Consider the following 15,174-nt stretch of genomic DNA (forward strand, 5'->3'; position numbering starts at 1 on the left):
TCACGCGGCCGCCCGGAGACGCCGCCCCGGACCGCGCCACCCGACGACGCCCCCCGAACCGCACCGCTCACCAACCGCCGGGCAGGGGCCGTCCCTCGGCGAATCCGGCGGCGGACTGCACGCCCAGCACCACACGGTCGTGGAACTGCTCCAGGTCGTGCGCGCCCGCGTAGGTGCACGAGGACCGCACACCGGCGCAGATCGAGTCGAGCAGGTCCTCGACGCCCGGGCGCTGCGGGTCGAGCTGCATGCGCGAGGTCGAGATGCCCTCCTCGAACAGGCCCTTGCGTGCCCGGTCGAAAGCGTTGTCGCCACGCGTGCGCGCGCCGACGGCCCGCTTGGAGGCCATGCCGAACGACTCCTTGTAGGGCCGACCGGCCTCGTCGCGCTGGAGGTCGCCGGGCGACTCGTAGGTGCCGGCGAACCACGACCCGACCATCACGCTGGACGCCCCGGCGGCGAGCGCGAGCGCCACGTCCCGAGGGTGCCGCACGCCGCCGTCGGCCCACACGTGCTTGCCCAGCGCGCGAGCCTGCGCGGCGCACTCGGCCACGGCGGAGAACTGCGGCCGGCCGACGCCGGTCATCATCCGCGTGGTGCACATGGCCCCTGGCCCGACACCGACCTTGATGACGTCGGCCCCGGCGTCCACCAGGTCCCGCACACCGGCGGCGGTGACCACGTTGCCCGCGACCACCGGCACCGAGCCCAGGTCGAGCTTGCGCACGGCCTGCAGCGCGCCGAGCATCTTCTCCTGGTGCCCGTGCGCGGTGTCCACGACCAGCACGTCCACCCCGGCGTCGAGCAGCTCGGCCGCCCGAGCGGCGACGTCGCCGTTCACCCCGGTCGCAGCCGCGACCCGCAACCGCCCGCCGGCGTCAAGCGCGGGCGCGTAGATCTCCGCCCGCAGCGCCCCGACCTCGGTCAGCACGCCGGCCAGCCGGCCGTCGCCGTCCACACCCAGCGCCACCTTGGTGGACCGCCCGTGCAGTCGGTCGAAGACCTCCCGCGGCGCGGTGTCCATCGGCAACGTCACCACGTCCGGGTTGGCCACTTCGCCGACCCGCGTGAACCGGTCCACCCCGTGGCACGCGGCCTCGTCGACCACGCCCAGCGGCCGACCTTCGGGGTCGACCACGACCACGGCCCCATGGGCCCGCTTCGGCAGCAGGTTGACGGCGTCCGCGACCGCGTCGCCGGCCCGCAGCACGAGCGGGGTGTCCCAGACCGTGTGCCGGGCCTTCACCCAGGCGGTGATCTCGGCGACCGCGTCCGGGGCCACGTCCTGCGGCAGCACCACCAGACCGCCCCGGCGGGCGACCGTCTCGGCCATGCGGCGACCGGCCACCGCGGTCATGTTGGCCACCACGATGGGAATCGTGGCGCCGGTGCCATCGGAGGTCGCGAGGTCCACGTCGAACCGCGACTCCACGGTCGATCGGCCCGGGACGACGAAGATGTCGTCGTAGGTGAGGTCGTACTGGGTCTCATGCCCGTCAAGGAAGCGCACGAGACTCCAGACTACGGGTCCATCAGCCCGGCAGCAGCGCTCTGACCTGATCGATGGTGTCGGCCTCGCTCACCTCCTTGTCCGGCCGGTAGCGCAGGACCCGCGCGAACCGGAGCGCCACACCGCCCGGATAGCGCGGGCTGACCTGCACCCCGTCCAACTCGATCTCCACGACGATCTCGGGCCGCACATGCACGACCCACTCGCCGGAATCGACCGCGATCTCTTGAAATGCCTTTGTCTGCCAGGCCAGCAGCTCGTCGGTGAGGCCCTTGAAGGTCTTGCCCACCATCACCGGCGGGCCGCCGTCCGGATCCCGGGCGCCGAGGTGCAGGTTGGACAGGTAGCCACGGCGACGGCCGTGCCCCCATTCCGCGGCCAGCACCACGAGGTCCAGGGTGTGCACCGGCTTGACCTTCTGCCACGACTTGCCGCGCCGGCCGGCCGCGTACACCGAATCCAGCGCCTTGACCATCACCCCCTCGTGCCCGGCGGCGTGCGCCGCCGAGGCGATCTCCGCGGCCCGCTCGGCGTCCGGTTCCACCGCACCCGGGATGCGGAACGGCCCGGCGACCCGTTCCAACGCGGCCAACCGGTCGCGCAGGGGCAGGTCGAGCAGGTCGTCACCGTCCAGGTGCAGGCAGTCGAAGTAGTAGGGGTGGAGCAACAGCTCCCGGGAGCTCGTCGCGCCGAACCTGCTCATCGTCTCCTGGAACGGACGCGGGCGGCCGTCGTCGTTGAGTGCGAGCGTCTCGCCGTCGAGCACGACCGATTCGCAGGGCAGGCCGCGGACCTGCTCCACGAGTTCGGGCACGCTCGCGGTGATCTCCCGCAGTGTCCTGGTGTAGACGTGCACCTCGGATCCGTTGCGGTGCACCTGAATTCGCGCCCCGTCGAGCTTGAACTCGACGGTGACCTCGCCCAGTTCGGCCAGCGCCGACTCCAGCGACTCGGCCGGCGAGGCCAGCATGGGCCGGATCGGCCGGCCGACCTCGAGCCCGAACGCGGCAAGTGCCGCCGCGCCACCGGATCTCGCCTGCTCGGCCGTGGTGTGCAGCCGGCCGCTGAGCATGAACGCCCGGCGGACCTCGGCCACCGCCACGTCGAACGCGGCGGCGACCGCGTCCGTCATCACCCCTTCGAGTGCGCCCTGCCGGAGTTCGCCGGTGAGCAGCCGGAGCAGGAAGTCCTGCTCCGACGCGGTCGCACGGCCCAGCGCGGCGGTCAACAGCTCCGTGCGGCGCTGGGTCGATCCCTTGCCGCTGGTCGCGGCGACCTGGGTGAGCAGGTCGTCCACGTCCAGGATGGACAGGTCCGGCTCGGCCGCGGCCGGCACCTCGATCGAGACCAGCGTGCGCCAGCCCGCGCCGACCTTGCCCTGCCTGGGCAGGCCGACCAGGAACGCGGTGGCCGCCTCGACCTCGCGAGGATCGTCGAGCTGCCGGAGCAGCTCGCTGAGGGCGGCCACCTTCGCCAGCCGGGACCTCGTTTCGGTCACGGCCGCTGATGTCGACACCACTTCGGCGAAGCGCATGCCCCCATCTTGCGCCGCCTCCCTGACAATTTCTTCGCACGAGTTTTCGAGGCCGATTGAGCATTGCTCGGTTTGATCAAAACGGCGGCCTTGGCCTGCGAATGCACAGAACTGATCCGGACGCAAGGCAGGGGCGAGCTCGGTCGGCGGCGGGGGTCCGCGGGAGCCGGATTGTCAGGAACGGGGTGCATAGTGGGCCGCAGACCGACCACGGAGAGGAGGCGATCTATGACACGACGGAGGCGATGACGTCCACGGCCGACCGGAGCCGATCCGGCCCGAGCGACGCGTAGCCGACGACCAGACCCGGGTAGGGCGCTGTCTGTCCACTCGGGACGTACCCGGACAGTGCGAACGCGTTGACCCCGCTCGCGGCGAGTGCCCGCTGCAGCGCCAGGTCATCGGTTCCGTCCGGCAGCCGCAGCACCACATGCAGTCCCGCCGCCACACCGACGGCCTGCCATGAGGGCAGCCGTTCCGCGACCGCTGCGAGCAACACGTCCCGACGACGGCGGTAGAGCGCCCTGGTCCGCCGCAGGTGACGTTCGTACCCACCCGTCCGGAGCAGGTGGGTGAGGGCGGCCTGGGGGAGCGGACTGCCGCCGAGGTCGTTGTAGTGCTTGGCGTCGATGACGGCCGGGCGCAGCGCGGGCGGCGCGATGAGCCAGCCGATGCGCAGCGCCGGCGACAGCACTTTGCTGACGCTGCCGAGGTAGGCGACCCGCGTCGGGTCCAGTGCCTGCACCGCGCCCATGGCGTGCCGGTCGTACCGGTGCTCGGCGTCGTAGTCGTCCTCCAGGATCAGGCCGTCACGCTCACGTGCCCACGCGACCAGTGCCCGTCGGCGCTGGGGGTGCAGCACGACGCCAAGCGGGAACTGGTGCGCCGAGGTGACCTGCACGACGCGGCAGCCGGTCGCGGCCAGGTCGTCCACGCGGATGCCGCGGTCGTCGACGGCGACCGGGACCGGGCGCAGGCCGTGCGCCGCGAACAGGTCGGCCTGGCCGAGGTGTCCGGGGCATTCGAGGGCGATGCTGGTGTGGCCGGCGGCCCGCAGCACGCGGGCCACCAGGCCCATGCCTTCGGCGACGCCGTGGGTGACCACGATGTCGGCGGCGTCGGCCGCGACGGCGCGGACCCGGCCCAGGTAGCCGGCCAGCTCGGACCGGAGTGCGGGCAGCCCCGCGTAGTCGGGGTAGCCCAGCGCGTCGTCGGGTAGCTCGGCCAGGCCTGCCTTGGTCGCCGCGACCCACTCGGCGCGGGGGAACGCCCCCAGCGCCGGGATGCCGGGCCGCAGGTCGTAGCGCCAGCGGACCGGTCGGGTCGGGTCGGCCGTCGTCGGTGCGGCGCCGCACTCGGTGTCGGCGACCATGGTGCCGGAGCCGTGCCGGGCGACCAGGTAGCCCTCGGCGATCAGCTGGGCGTATCCGGCGGTGACGGTGCCTCGGGCCAGCCCGAGCTGGCCGGCGAGGTCGCGGCTGGACGGCAGCCGGGCGCCTGGTCGCAGTCGGCCGGTTCGGATCGCCTCACGCAGTGCCGACTCGAGGGCTCGGCCGCGGGTGCGTACGGGTTCGGCCGAGACGGCGGGGAGCAGCAGTTCACGGGTGGACGCTGTCGTGTTCGTGGTCATGAATACGGCGGTCCGCCGCCGGGCGGTGGTCGGTCGACTGGGCTCACCAGTCGAGCATGCCCGACAACCACCCGCCGGCTAGGGCTCGCACGTGTTCACGCGGCCGCCCGGCCACCGGTCACGAGCGCGTGCCCGGCTCTGGTCAGCACGGCCGGCACGCGCTGGCCGGGTGTGCCCGGCTGGCCCGCGCGGACCAAGCCCTCGTGCGCGAGCACATGGGCGGTGAACTGGTCGCAGCACGGGACGCCGTCCACGAACAGGTCGGGCTCGGCGCTGCAGGTGAGCTGGGCTCGGCCGGCGGCGACGGCGCGCAGCATGGCCAGCACGCGGTGGTTGGCCACGGGCGGTTGTGTGGTCGCTAGCGGTGCCAAGGGTGTCGATGTGGTCATGTCAGTCCTCCCAGTGCGGTGGCCGCCGTGTGATGGCAGCCACACCCCCATCAAGCAAGAGCGCGAACCGGTCGCCGAGATGCCCCGAACCCATGGTCAGTCATGGCGACTTGGCCCAACGCTCAAATGCACGGACTGCGGAAACTCTCCGCACGGACTGCGCGAACTCCTCAAGTGGTCCGCCAACTGAGGGTTCAAGTGGTGCAGGTGCGCGGACCAGTTGGGCGCAGACTGGGGACATGGCGAACACGGGGGACATCAGGGCGGTCGCGTTCGGCGCGGGCAGCATCCTGCTGGTCGGCGCGTCCTTCCCGGTGACCGGGCTGCTCCAGGGCTACCCGGTGCTGTCCGGGCAGGCGATCCGGTACGCGATCGGCGGCCTGATCCTGCTCGGCGTGCTGCTGGCGCGCGGCCGCGGACTGCCGATGCCCGGCCTGCGCGACCTGGCCGGCATCCTCGGCATGGTCGTGGCCGGCATGCTCGGCTTCAACGCGGCCATCCTGGCCGCCGAGCGCTATGCCACGCCGGGCTTCGTCACGGCCGTGGTCGGCTGCACGCCGCTGGTGCTCGCGATCGCGGTGCCGATGCTGGGCCGGCGACGTCCGGCGATGGCGGCCGTCCTCGGCGCGGGGGTCGTGGTCGCGGGTGTCGCCGTGCTCACCGGCGGTGGCTCGTGGCACGGGCCGGGGCTGCTGCTCGCCCTGGCGTGCATGGCGGGCGAGGTGCTGTTCACGTTGTGCGGCATCGGTCCGGTGAACCGGTTGGGCGCCATGGAGGTGTCCACGTGGGCCAGCATCGTCGCCGCCGTCGCGGGCGCCGGCATTGCGACCATTGTGGACGGTGGAGCCGCGTGGCGGCTGCCGACGCCGACCGAGGGAACTGCGTTGGTGGTGCTGGGAGTCTTCGTCACCGCCGTCGCCTTCACCGGCTGGTACACGTGCGTGGCGAGGATCGGGGCGGACCGCGCGGGCGTGCTGGTCGGGCTGATGCCCGTGTCCGGGCTCGTCGTCTCGGTGCTACTGCACGCACAGCCGCTGACCGTCACGGCGGTGGTGGGTGCAGCCGCCGTCGCCGCCGGCTGCACCCTGGGTCTCTACCGCCGCCGGGTCAGCGCCCGCCGCGAGCCATCCGAAGCACGTCCAGAGCCTCGTCGAGCTGTTCGACGGTGACCTTGCCCGAGTCGACATGTCCACGGGCCAGCACGACTTCGCGAATGGTGCGCCGCTCCTTCAACGCCTGCTTGGCGATCGACGCCGCCTCCTCGTAGCCGAGGTAGCGGTTGAGCGGGGTCACCACCGACGGCGAGGACTCCGCGTACTCCCGCATGCGGTCGGCGTCCGGCACCGCGCCCGCGATCACCTTGTCCGCCAACAGCCTTGCCACGGCGGCGAGCAGCCGGGCCGACTCCAGCACGTTGCGGGCGATCACCGGCAGCATCACGTTCAGCTCGAAGTTGCCCTGGGTGCCGGCGAAGGCCACCGCCGCGTCGTTGCCGATCACCTGGGCCACCACCATCATGGTCGCCTCGGAGATCACCGGGTTCACCTTGCCCGGCATGATCGACGAGCCCGGTTGGAGGTCCGGCAGGGCCAGCTCGGCCAGGCCGGTGCGCGGCCCGGAGCCCAGCCAGCGCAGGTCGTTGGCGATCTTGAACAGGGACACCGCGACGGTGCGGAGCTGGCCGGAGATCTCCACGACCCCGTCCCGGCTGGCCTGCGCCTCGATGTGGTCGCGGGCCTCGGTCAGCGGAAGTCCGGTCAACGAGGCCAGTTCCGCCGCCACCGCGGCGCCGAAGCCCTCCGGCGCGTTGAGACCGGTGCCGACCGCGGTGCCGCCGATCGGCAGCTCGCCCAGCCGCGGCAGGCTGGCCTGGAGCCGCTCGACGCCGTAGGCGACCTGCGACGCCCAGCCGCCGGCCTCCTGGCCGAGGGTGATCGGCACGGCGTCCATCAGGTGCGTGCGACCGGACTTCACCAGGTCGCCCCACTCCTCGGCCCGCTTGCGCAGCACGGCGACCAGGTGCTCCAGCGCCGGCACGACGTCCCGCACCACGGCCTCCGTGGCCGCGACGTGAATGGTCGTGGGGAAGGTGTCGTTGGACGACTGCGAGGCGTTCACGTGGTCGTTGGGATGCACGTCACGGCCGAGCGCACGGGTGGCCAGCGTGGCGATGACCTCGTTGGCGTTCATGTTCGACGAGGTGCCCGAGCCGGTCTGGAACACGTCGATCGGGAACTGCGCGTCCCAAGCGCCGTCGGCGACCTCCTTGGCCGCGGCCACGATCGCGTCGGCCATGTCGTCGGGCAGCACGCCGAGCCGCTTGTTCACGGTCGCGGTGGCCGCCTTGAGCAGGCCCAACGCCCGGATCTGTGATCGCTCCAGGCCCCGCCCCGAGATCGGGAAGTTCTCCACGGCGCGCTGCGTCTGCGCGCGCCACAGCGCCTCGGCGGGAACCCTGACCTCGCCCATCGTGTCGTGCTCGATCCGGTACTGCTGCTCACCCATAGTTCGAGTCTGGACCTACAAGCGGCGCCGGGCAGCGTGGCGTGCAGCACCCCCCCAGTCTCGTCCCCTGAATCCCTAGATGTCCTGACGCCCCCGCCGCGAACCGCACTAGAGTCGGACGTGTTCGCGATCACTGCCTCCCACCACAGGCGGAAAGCGGGGCCCAAGCGATGAGTTCTCCGGACGACGTCGAGGTCGATCTCCTGGTGGTCGGCGCGGGCCCGGTGGGCCTGTTCGCCGCCTACTACGCGGGCTTCCGGGAGCTGTCCACCGCGCTGGTGGACGCGCTGCCCGAGCCCGGCGGCCAGGTCTCCGCGATGTACCCGGAGAAGATGATCTTCGACATCGCCGGCTTCCCGGCGGTGCGCGGCCGCGACCTGATCAACGCGCTGGTCGAGCAGGCCGCCCAGTGGAAGCCCCGCTACCTGCTCGGCCGCCAGGCCCGCACGGTCGAGGACACCGACAACGGCCTCGTCGTCGGCCTCGCCGACGGCACGACCGTCCGCGCCGGCGCGATGCTGATCACCGCCGGCATGGGGGCGTTCAACCCGCGCCCGCTGCCCGCCGGTGACGGCTGGGTCGGCAAGGGCGTCGTGTACTTCGTGCCGTCACTGGACGCGCATCTCGGCCAGGACGTGGTGATCGTCGGCGGCGGCGACTCGGCCTTCGACTGGGCGCTCGCGCTGCACCCCATCGCCAACAGCGTCACCCTCGTGCACCGCCGGGCGGCCTTCCGGGCGCACGCGGCGACCGTCACCAAGGTCCGCGAGCTGGGCGTGCCGATCATCACCGACGCCCAGGTCACCGAGCTGCGCGGCGGCGACAACGGGCTGCTCGCCGAGGTGGAGATCGAGGTCAAGGGCGGCGACCGCAAGGTGTTGCCGGCGCAGACGGCAGTCGCCGCGCTGGGCTTCGTGGCCGATCTGGGGCCGATCGAGTCCTGGGGCCTGAAGCTGGACCACCGCGCGGTGTCCGTCGACACGACGATGCTCACCGCCCGGCCGCGGGTCTACGCCGCCGGCGACGTCGCCACGTATCCGGGCAAGGTGAAGCTGATCGCCACCGGCTTCGGCGAGGCCGCGACCGCGGTCAACAACCTCGCCGTGATGCTGAACCCCGAGGCACACCTGTTCCCGGGGCACTCCAGCAACGAGGGCTGACCGAGCGAACTCAGGCGACGACCTGCACGGGGTCGCCGACGTCCAGGTTCGCGTAGAACTTCGCCGACGCCGCCAGCGTCAGGTGCACGCAGCCGGCCGACGGCCGCGTCAGGCTGCCCTCGTGGAAGGCGATGCCGCCGGCCGCGAAGAACACCGAGTTCTCCATCGGCGCGTCGTTGAACTCGCTGCTCTTGTGGTGCTTGTCCTTCCACTCCACGTGGAAGAAGCCGACCGGGGTCGGCTCGGACGCCTTGCCCGGCATCATCGGCACCGGCCCGTAGGTGACCACGCCGTTGTAGATCAGCCACGCCTGCCCGGTGCTCTTGCTCACGCAGGCCGCCATGGTCGCCTGGCACGGCGTGCCCGGCGCCTTGCCGACCGGCTTGGGCTTCGTGGTGGTGGTCGGCTTGACCGTGGTGGTGGTCGTGGTCGGCGGGGGAGTCGTGGTGGTCGTCGGCGCGACCGTGGTGGTCGTCGTTGTGGTGGTCGTCGTGGTCGCGCCGGCCGACGTGCTCACCGGCGAGGCGTTGGACGCGAGGTCCACCCCGGTCGAGCACGCCGTCATCAGCCCGGCCGCGCCCACCGCGGCCAGCGCCAGCACGATCTTGTTCACCCGCACGGAGTTCTCCCCTGCCATCCCCGAACACAACGTCGATCACCTGCAACGACGCGACACTGTATGCGGGGGTTGTGCCGGGATGTCCGTCCGTTGATAACGGTTGAGACTCCGGTTGGCTACGGCAGCGGGGGAAGGGCCTCGGCGTCGGCCAATCGGTCGAAGTCCACGGAGGAGTACTGGCGCAGCTTGGTCAGCCGGTGGAAGCCCTCGATCACCCGCACCGTGCCGGACTTGGACCGCATCAGGATCGAGTGCGTGGTGCAACCGCCCGCGCGGTACTGCACGCCGCGCACCAGACTGCCGTCGGTCACGCCGGTGGCGCAGAAGAACACGTTGTCGCCGCGCACCAGGTCTTCCGTGGTGAGCACGCGGGTCAGGTCATGCCCGGCGTCCAACGCCTTGCGCCGCTCGGCCTCGTCCTGCGGCCACAGCCGCCCCTGGATCTCGCCGCCCATGCACTTCATGGCGCACGCCGTGATGATGCCCTCGGGCGTGCCGCCGATGCCCAGCAACAGGTCTACGCCGGTGCCGGGGCGGGCCGCCGAGATCGCGCCGGCCACGTCGCCGTCGGCGATGAAGTGGATCCGGGCGCCGGCCTCGCGGACCTCCTTGACCAGCTGCTCGTGGCGCGCGCGGTCCAGGATGCACACCGTGACGTCCTCGACGTCGCTGTGCTTGGCCCGTGCCACGCGGCGGATGTTCTCCGCGACCGGCGCGGTCAGGTCGATCACGTCCGCGGCCTCCGGGCCGGTGGCGATCTTCTCCATGTAGAACACGGCCGACGGGTCGTACATCGCGCCGCGCTCGGCGACCGCCAGCACGGCCACGGCGTTGGGCATGCCCTTGCTCATCAGCGTGGTGCCGTCGACCGGGTCCACGGCCACGTCGCAGTCGGGCCCGTCGCCGTTGCCGACCTCCTCGCCGTTGAACAGCATGGGCGCCTCGTCCTTCTCGCCCTCGCCGATCACGACCACGCCGCGCATCGACACCGTGCCGATGAGCTTGCGCATGGCGTCCACCGCCGCGCCGTCGCCGCCGTTCTTGTCGCCCCTGCCCACCCATCGGCCGGCGGCCATCGCGGCGGCCTCGGTCACGCGGACCAGTTCCATCGCGAGGTTGCGGTCGGGCGCCTCCGGCGATCGCCGGGGCTCGGTGGTGGTCATGGCGGCCTCCCTGTTCTGCTCGTGGCAGGACTACCCGGAAATCCTCGCAGATCACCCGCCCAGGACCGGCCCGTGATCGATTCCGCGGTGAGAAACAGCACCCGCTGCGACCACGTACGACCAGCTTGAGACGATGACCGGGTGCCCGACTCGCAGACGCCCACCCCGCAGCGGTCCGGCCGCGGCTCGCAGACCGCCCGCGACATGGTGCTGTCGCTGGCGGCGCTGCTGGTGATCGTGGCCGCGGTGCTGGGCTTCAGCCGCGGCTGCTCGTTCAGCCCGGGCGGCCCGACGATCGAGACCAGCGCGGTGCCGACGGTCGACGTCCACACCGCCCTGACCGGCATCGCGGCCGGCACGGACGTCCCGGTCCGGGAGCCGAAGCTGCCCGCCGGCTGGCGCGCCAACTCCACCGACACGATCTCCATCGGCGCCGGTGACCAGGCCCGACCCGTGGTCCGCGTGGGCTGGCTCACGGCCAGCGGCCACTACCTGCGGCTGTCCCAGACCCAGGGCGCGGCCCGCGACCTCATCGCCTCCGAGACCGACGACCCGAAGTCGGAGCCGGCCGCGACCGGCACCATCGACGTCGAGGGCGTGAGCTGGACCATCTACCCGGCCCGGCGCAACGAGACCTCGTGGCTGGCCAACGTCGGCGGGGTGCGGCTGCTGATCTCCGGCAACGGCAAGGACGCCGACTTCCGCACGCTCGCCCAGGCCGTGCAGACGGCGACCCCGCTGCCCAAACAGTCCTGATCGCCAACGCCGGCTTAGCTCTCGGCGACGTCCTCCTCGACGACCGCCAGCGCCGTCTCCACCCGCTGGCGGGCGCCGGCCAGGTGCCCCTCGCAGACCTTGGCCAGTGCCTCGCCGCGCTCCCACAGCGCCAGCGAGTCCTCAAGCGACAGGCCACCGGCCTCCAGCTTGCGGACGACCTCGGCCAACTCGTCGCGCGCGGCCTCGTAGCCGAGCGTCGGTTCCGTCATGTCGCGCTGGTTCCCATCTGGCTCTGCACCCGGACCACAACCGCCGCGACGGCCTGGTCGTACCCGACGAAGGCCTCGGCGAACTCGGCGCCGTCGCCCTCCTGCACCGCCTCGCCGATGCGGTCCTCGGCATCGGCGACGCGACGCCGGTGCACCGAACCGTCGCCGTACCACCACTGCGTCCCCACATAGACCGAGGCGGCCTCGGTCAGTTCGTGGAGACGCGAGGGTAACGCCCGGCGGCCGGGGTAGTCGCAGCCGGCGAGCATGGCGGTCCAGGTGTCGACGGCGGCGGAGTTCGCGGCCTCGGCGCAGTACTGCACGACCCGCGCGCCGCGGGGCGGCTCGGGCTGGTCGGGGCTGTCGGCCGCGGCTCTGGCGGTGGCCACCGTCAACGGGAGGAACGTGGGTTCACGCGCCGGGTATGGCACCCCTACCTCCGCTCACGGGTGTCGTCGTCGGGCACGACGGCACGGATCGCCCCGTCAACGAGCCGCACCCTCAGATGCGTTCCCGGCGCGGCATCGTCCACGGACCGGAGCACCGAGGTGGACCCGTCGTCGGCCACGCTCTGCACCACGGCGTATCCACGGGCCAGCGTGGCGGCTGGTCCGAGGGTCGTCAAGCGTGCGCGGATGGCGGATTGGGCACGTTCCTCGGTCCCGACCAGGGATTTGATCTCCCGGCGGCCGCGGTCACGCAGCGCGTTCACCTCGTCGGACCGGCGTCGCAGCGGCGTGAGCGGATCGGCCAGCACCGGACGGCTAAGCAACGCGTCCAGCAGCCGCCGCTCGCGGTCCACCCAGCCGTGCAGGGCCCGCCGGGTGCGGTCGCGCAGTTGGCGGATGCGCTGCGTCTCCTCGGCGACATCGGGCACGACCCGCTTGCCCGCATCTGTCGGCGTGGAACAGCGCAGGTCGGCGACGTGATCCAGCAACGGGGTGTCAGGCTCGTGGCCGATGGCGCTGATCACCGGCGTGCCGCAGGCCGACACCGCCCGGCACAGCGTCTCGTCGGAGAACGGGAGCAGGTCCTCGACGCTGCCCCCGCCGCGCGCGATCACGATGACGTCCACGTCCGGATCGGCGTCCAGGGTCTTCAGCGCGGTCATCACCTGCGGCACGGCCGTGGTGCCCTGCACGGCCACGTTGATCACCCGAAAGTGTGCCCCCGGCCAGCGGCCGCGGGCGTTGGTCAGCACGTCCCGCTCGGCGGCCGAAGCCCGTCCGGTGATCAGGCCGATGGTCCGCGGCAGGAACGGCAGCGGCCGCTTGCGGCGCGGGTCGAACAGGCCCTCGGCGGCCAGCAGCCTGCGCAGGCGCTCGATGCGGGCCAGCAGCTCGCCGATTCCGACCGCGCGGATCTCGTCCACGCGCAGGCTCAACGTGCCGCGGCCGGTGTAGTAGCTGGGCTTGCCGTGCACCACCACGCGGCTGCCGTCGGTCAGCGGCGGCTCCATGCCACGGACCAGCTGCGTCGAGCACGTCACGGAGATCGACACATCGGCGCTGGTGTCACGCAGCGTGAGGAACGCGGTGGCGGTGCCCGGGCGAGCCGAGACCTGGGTGACCTGCCCCTCGACCCAGACGGCGCCGAGCCGGTTGATCCAGTCGGCGATCTTGCGGGTGACCGTGCGCACCGGCCAGGGCTGCTCGGCGGTGGTCTGAGGACCGGGAACGGTCACAGGCCCACCTCGCTAGCGCTCGGCGGGTCTGCGACCCAGGTCCCTGTGCTCAATGGTGACCTCGCAAGCTCGGTCACAGGCCCACCTCGCCAGCGCTCGGCGGGTCTGCGACCCAGGTCCCTGTGCTCAATGGTGACCTCGCAAGCTCGGTCACGAGTCGGTGTTCTCCTGGGCCCGTACGGTGGCGATGCGCCTGGTCAGCATGCCCTGGTAGGCCGGGCGGGCGGCGTGCTCGCGCTCGTAGGCCAGCAGCTGCTCCAGGTCGTCGAGGCTGAGCCGGCGCAGCCGGGCCCGCAGCTGCGGCACCGACAGCTCGTCGTACTCCGGCAGCGCGCTTGGGCCGCCCGCGGCGATCTCGTCGTCGCCGTTGTCGTCGCTGTCCTCGTGCTCGGAGACCGCGCGCTCCTCCTCGAGCCACGGATCGATGTCCTGCTCCTGCGGCTCGGGGGTGTCGTCCTCGTCGAAGGTCGCCCAATCGGGGGTTTCCTCGACCGGACGCAGCGAGGCCAGCGCGTCGTCGCCCTTGATCGCCAGCTCGGTGACCCGCTGCTGCACCCGCATGGACAGTTGCAGCGCCTGGCTCACCACTGTCACCGGAAGCCCGGTCAGCTGTTCGGGGAGCTTGCGTGCCTGCTCGACCGCGGTGACCGCGAGCCCGGCTGCGATGCGCACCGGCAGCGGCAGTGACGACTTCATGGCGCCTAGCCTGCCCCAGTCGGCCCGTCCTGCACAGTTCTGCGTGGCGAACGGGTGACGAAACGAACGCCGCACACGCCGAGCGGCCGCCCGGCCGCCGCTACCCTTGGTGCATGACCACGTCGAGCCCAGCCGCTGACCGGCCCAAGCGCGTCTTCCTCGCCAAGCCACGCGGCTACTGCGCGGGCGTGGACCGTGCGGTCGTGACCGTGGAGAAGGCGCTGGAGACCTATGGCGCCCCCGTGTACGTGCGCAAGGAGATCGTGCACAACAAGTACGTCGTGGAGACCCTCCAGGACCGCGGCGCGATCTTCGTGGACGAGACCGACGAGGTGCCCGAGGGGGCGCTCGTGGTGTTCTCCGCGCACGGAGTGTCACCGGCCGTCCACGAGGAGGCCGCCGAGCGCAACCTGCGCACCATCGACGCAACCTGCCCGCTGGTGACCAAGGTGCACCAGGAGGCCAAGCGCTTCGCCCGTGACGACTACGACATCCTGCTCATCGGCCACGAGGGGCACGAAGAGGTCGAGGGCACCGCCGGCGAGGCCCCCGAGCACGTGCAGCTCGTGGACACCGCCGAGGACGTGGCCAAGGTCGAGGTCCGTGACCCGTCCAAGGTCATCTGGCTGTCCCAGACCACGCTGTCGGTCGACGAGACCATGGTCCGGGTCGAGCAGCTCAAGGAGCGCTTCCCGGACCTGCAGGCGCCGCCGAGCGACGACATCTGCTACGCCACCCAGAACCGCCAGGTCGCGGTCAAGGCGATGGCCCCCGAGTGCGACCTGGTGATCGTCGTCGGGTCGCAGAACTCGTCCAACTCCAAGCGGCTGGTCGAGGTCGCGCTCCAGCACGGCTCCCAGGCCTCTTACCTGATCGACTACGCCAAGGAGATCAAGGAGGAGTGGCTGGACGGCGTCCGCACGGTCGGCGTGACCAGCGGCGCGTCCGTGCCGGACATCCTCGTGCACGAGGTGCTGGCCTACCTGGCCGAGCGCGGCTGGGGCGAGGTCGAAGAGGTCACCACGGCCAACGAGAAGATCGCCTTCGCGCTGCCGCGGGAGCTCCGCAAAAACCTCGTGTGAGTCTTTGGCGCTGTGCCTGTGCCGCGCGTTCCGCGCGGGGCTCGGCCCCCGGGTAGCCGGCGCCTCGCCCTTGCCGGATTTAGCCCGCCGCGTCGGCTTGGGTGGGTGGGCGCGTCGGGTGGCGGCGGGCGAAATCCGGCAACCGGGCGAAGCGCCGGCGGGGCCTCGCGAACACTGAGACCAGACCTCTGACACGAAAAGCGCCCTTCGTTGCTG

General features: G+C 71.9%; 15 protein-coding genes. 4 read left to right on the top strand and 11 right to left on the bottom strand.

Annotated features, from left to right (window positions below; genetic code table 11):
- Window positions 1-67: 67 nt before the first annotated feature.
- From AB0M73_RS22690 to AB0M73_RS22705, 4 genes are all read right to left on the bottom strand, one after another.
- Complete coding sequence (locus AB0M73_RS22690; RefSeq protein WP_363893435.1) at window positions 68-1,510, bottom strand: GuaB1 family IMP dehydrogenase-related protein; 1,443 nt, start codon at window positions 1,508-1,510, stop codon at window positions 68-70.
- Window positions 1,511-1,532: 22 nt separating this feature from the next.
- Entirely contained in the window at window positions 1,533-3,044 is a 1,512-nt protein-coding gene (locus AB0M73_RS22695) for an ATP-dependent DNA ligase (protein WP_363893438.1), read from the bottom strand.
- A 226-nt stretch (window positions 3,045-3,270) separates the two neighbouring features.
- Window positions 3,271-4,674: a PLP-dependent aminotransferase family protein gene (locus AB0M73_RS22700; protein WP_363893441.1), complete on the bottom strand. Its 1,404-nt coding sequence runs from the start codon at window positions 4,672-4,674 to the stop codon at window positions 3,271-3,273.
- A 95-nt stretch (window positions 4,675-4,769) separates the two neighbouring features.
- Window positions 4,770-4,991 carry a hypothetical protein gene (locus AB0M73_RS22705; RefSeq protein ID WP_363893485.1) on the bottom strand — a complete coding sequence of 74 codons (222 nt, stop codon included), beginning with the start codon at window positions 4,989-4,991 and terminating at the stop codon, window positions 4,770-4,772.
- A gap of 311 nt (window positions 4,992-5,302) precedes the next feature.
- Between AB0M73_RS22705 and AB0M73_RS22710 the strand changes: the two genes are divergently transcribed.
- Window positions 5,303-6,232: a DMT family transporter gene (locus AB0M73_RS22710; protein WP_363893443.1), complete on the top strand. Its 930-nt coding sequence runs from the start codon at window positions 5,303-5,305 to the stop codon at window positions 6,230-6,232.
- On the opposite strand, the gene AB0M73_RS22715 is transcribed toward AB0M73_RS22710, so the two are convergent.
- Window positions 6,171-7,568: a class II fumarate hydratase gene (locus AB0M73_RS22715; RefSeq protein WP_363893446.1), complete on the bottom strand. Its 1,398-nt coding sequence runs from the start codon at window positions 7,566-7,568 to the stop codon at window positions 6,171-6,173. The genes AB0M73_RS22710 and AB0M73_RS22715 overlap by 62 nt on opposite strands.
- Window positions 7,569-7,738: 170 nt before the next feature.
- On the opposite strand from AB0M73_RS22715, the gene AB0M73_RS22720 reads away from it, so the two are divergent.
- Entirely contained in the window at window positions 7,739-8,728 is a 990-nt protein-coding gene (locus AB0M73_RS22720) for an NAD(P)/FAD-dependent oxidoreductase (RefSeq protein ID WP_363893449.1), read from the top strand.
- Between the two features lie 10 nt (window positions 8,729-8,738).
- Here the strand turns inward: AB0M73_RS22720 and AB0M73_RS22725 are convergent, their stop codons facing one another.
- A complete protein-coding gene (locus tag AB0M73_RS22725; protein WP_363893452.1) occupies window positions 8,739-9,347 on the bottom strand; it encodes a L,D-transpeptidase in 609 nt (202 codons plus the stop codon).
- Window positions 9,348-9,463: 116 nt separating this feature from the next.
- Window positions 9,464-10,510, bottom strand: a complete 1,047-nt coding sequence (glpX, locus tag AB0M73_RS22730; RefSeq protein ID WP_043719201.1) for a class II fructose-bisphosphatase — start codon at window positions 10,508-10,510, stop codon at window positions 9,464-9,466.
- Between the two features lie 141 nt (window positions 10,511-10,651).
- Between glpX and AB0M73_RS22735 the strand changes: the two genes are divergently transcribed.
- Window positions 10,652-11,266 carry a DUF4245 domain-containing protein gene (locus tag AB0M73_RS22735; protein ID WP_052395204.1) on the top strand — a complete coding sequence of 205 codons (615 nt, stop codon included), beginning with the start codon at window positions 10,652-10,654 and terminating at the stop codon, window positions 11,264-11,266.
- Between the two features lie 14 nt (window positions 11,267-11,280).
- On the opposite strand, the gene AB0M73_RS22740 is transcribed toward AB0M73_RS22735, so the two are convergent.
- From AB0M73_RS22740 to AB0M73_RS22755, 4 genes are all read right to left on the bottom strand, one after another.
- On the bottom strand, window positions 11,281-11,496 hold the full coding sequence (locus AB0M73_RS22740; RefSeq protein WP_043719195.1) for an exodeoxyribonuclease VII small subunit: 216 nt from the start codon (window positions 11,494-11,496) through the stop codon (window positions 11,281-11,283).
- Window positions 11,493-11,885, bottom strand: a complete 393-nt coding sequence (locus AB0M73_RS22745) for a sugar ABC transporter substrate-binding protein (protein WP_363893457.1) — start codon at window positions 11,883-11,885, stop codon at window positions 11,493-11,495. The genes AB0M73_RS22740 and AB0M73_RS22745 overlap by 4 nt, the downstream gene beginning before the upstream one ends.
- 44 nt (window positions 11,886-11,929) lie before the next feature.
- On the bottom strand, window positions 11,930-13,180 hold the full coding sequence (xseA, locus tag AB0M73_RS22750) for an exodeoxyribonuclease VII large subunit (RefSeq protein WP_363893460.1): 1,251 nt from the start codon (window positions 13,178-13,180) through the stop codon (window positions 11,930-11,932).
- A gap of 150 nt (window positions 13,181-13,330) precedes the next feature.
- Window positions 13,331-13,876: a lipid droplet-associated protein gene (locus AB0M73_RS22755; RefSeq protein ID WP_363893463.1), complete on the bottom strand. Its 546-nt coding sequence runs from the start codon at window positions 13,874-13,876 to the stop codon at window positions 13,331-13,333.
- Between the two features lie 113 nt (window positions 13,877-13,989).
- On the opposite strand from AB0M73_RS22755, the gene AB0M73_RS22760 reads away from it, so the two are divergent.
- A complete protein-coding gene (locus tag AB0M73_RS22760) occupies window positions 13,990-14,958 on the top strand; it encodes a 4-hydroxy-3-methylbut-2-enyl diphosphate reductase (protein ID WP_363893466.1) in 969 nt (322 codons plus the stop codon).
- Window positions 14,959-15,174: the final 216 nt, after the last annotated feature.

It is taken from the genome of Kutzneria sp. NPDC051319 (genome assembly GCF_040682195.1).
GTDB lineage: Bacteria > Actinomycetota > Actinomycetes > Mycobacteriales > Pseudonocardiaceae > Kutzneria.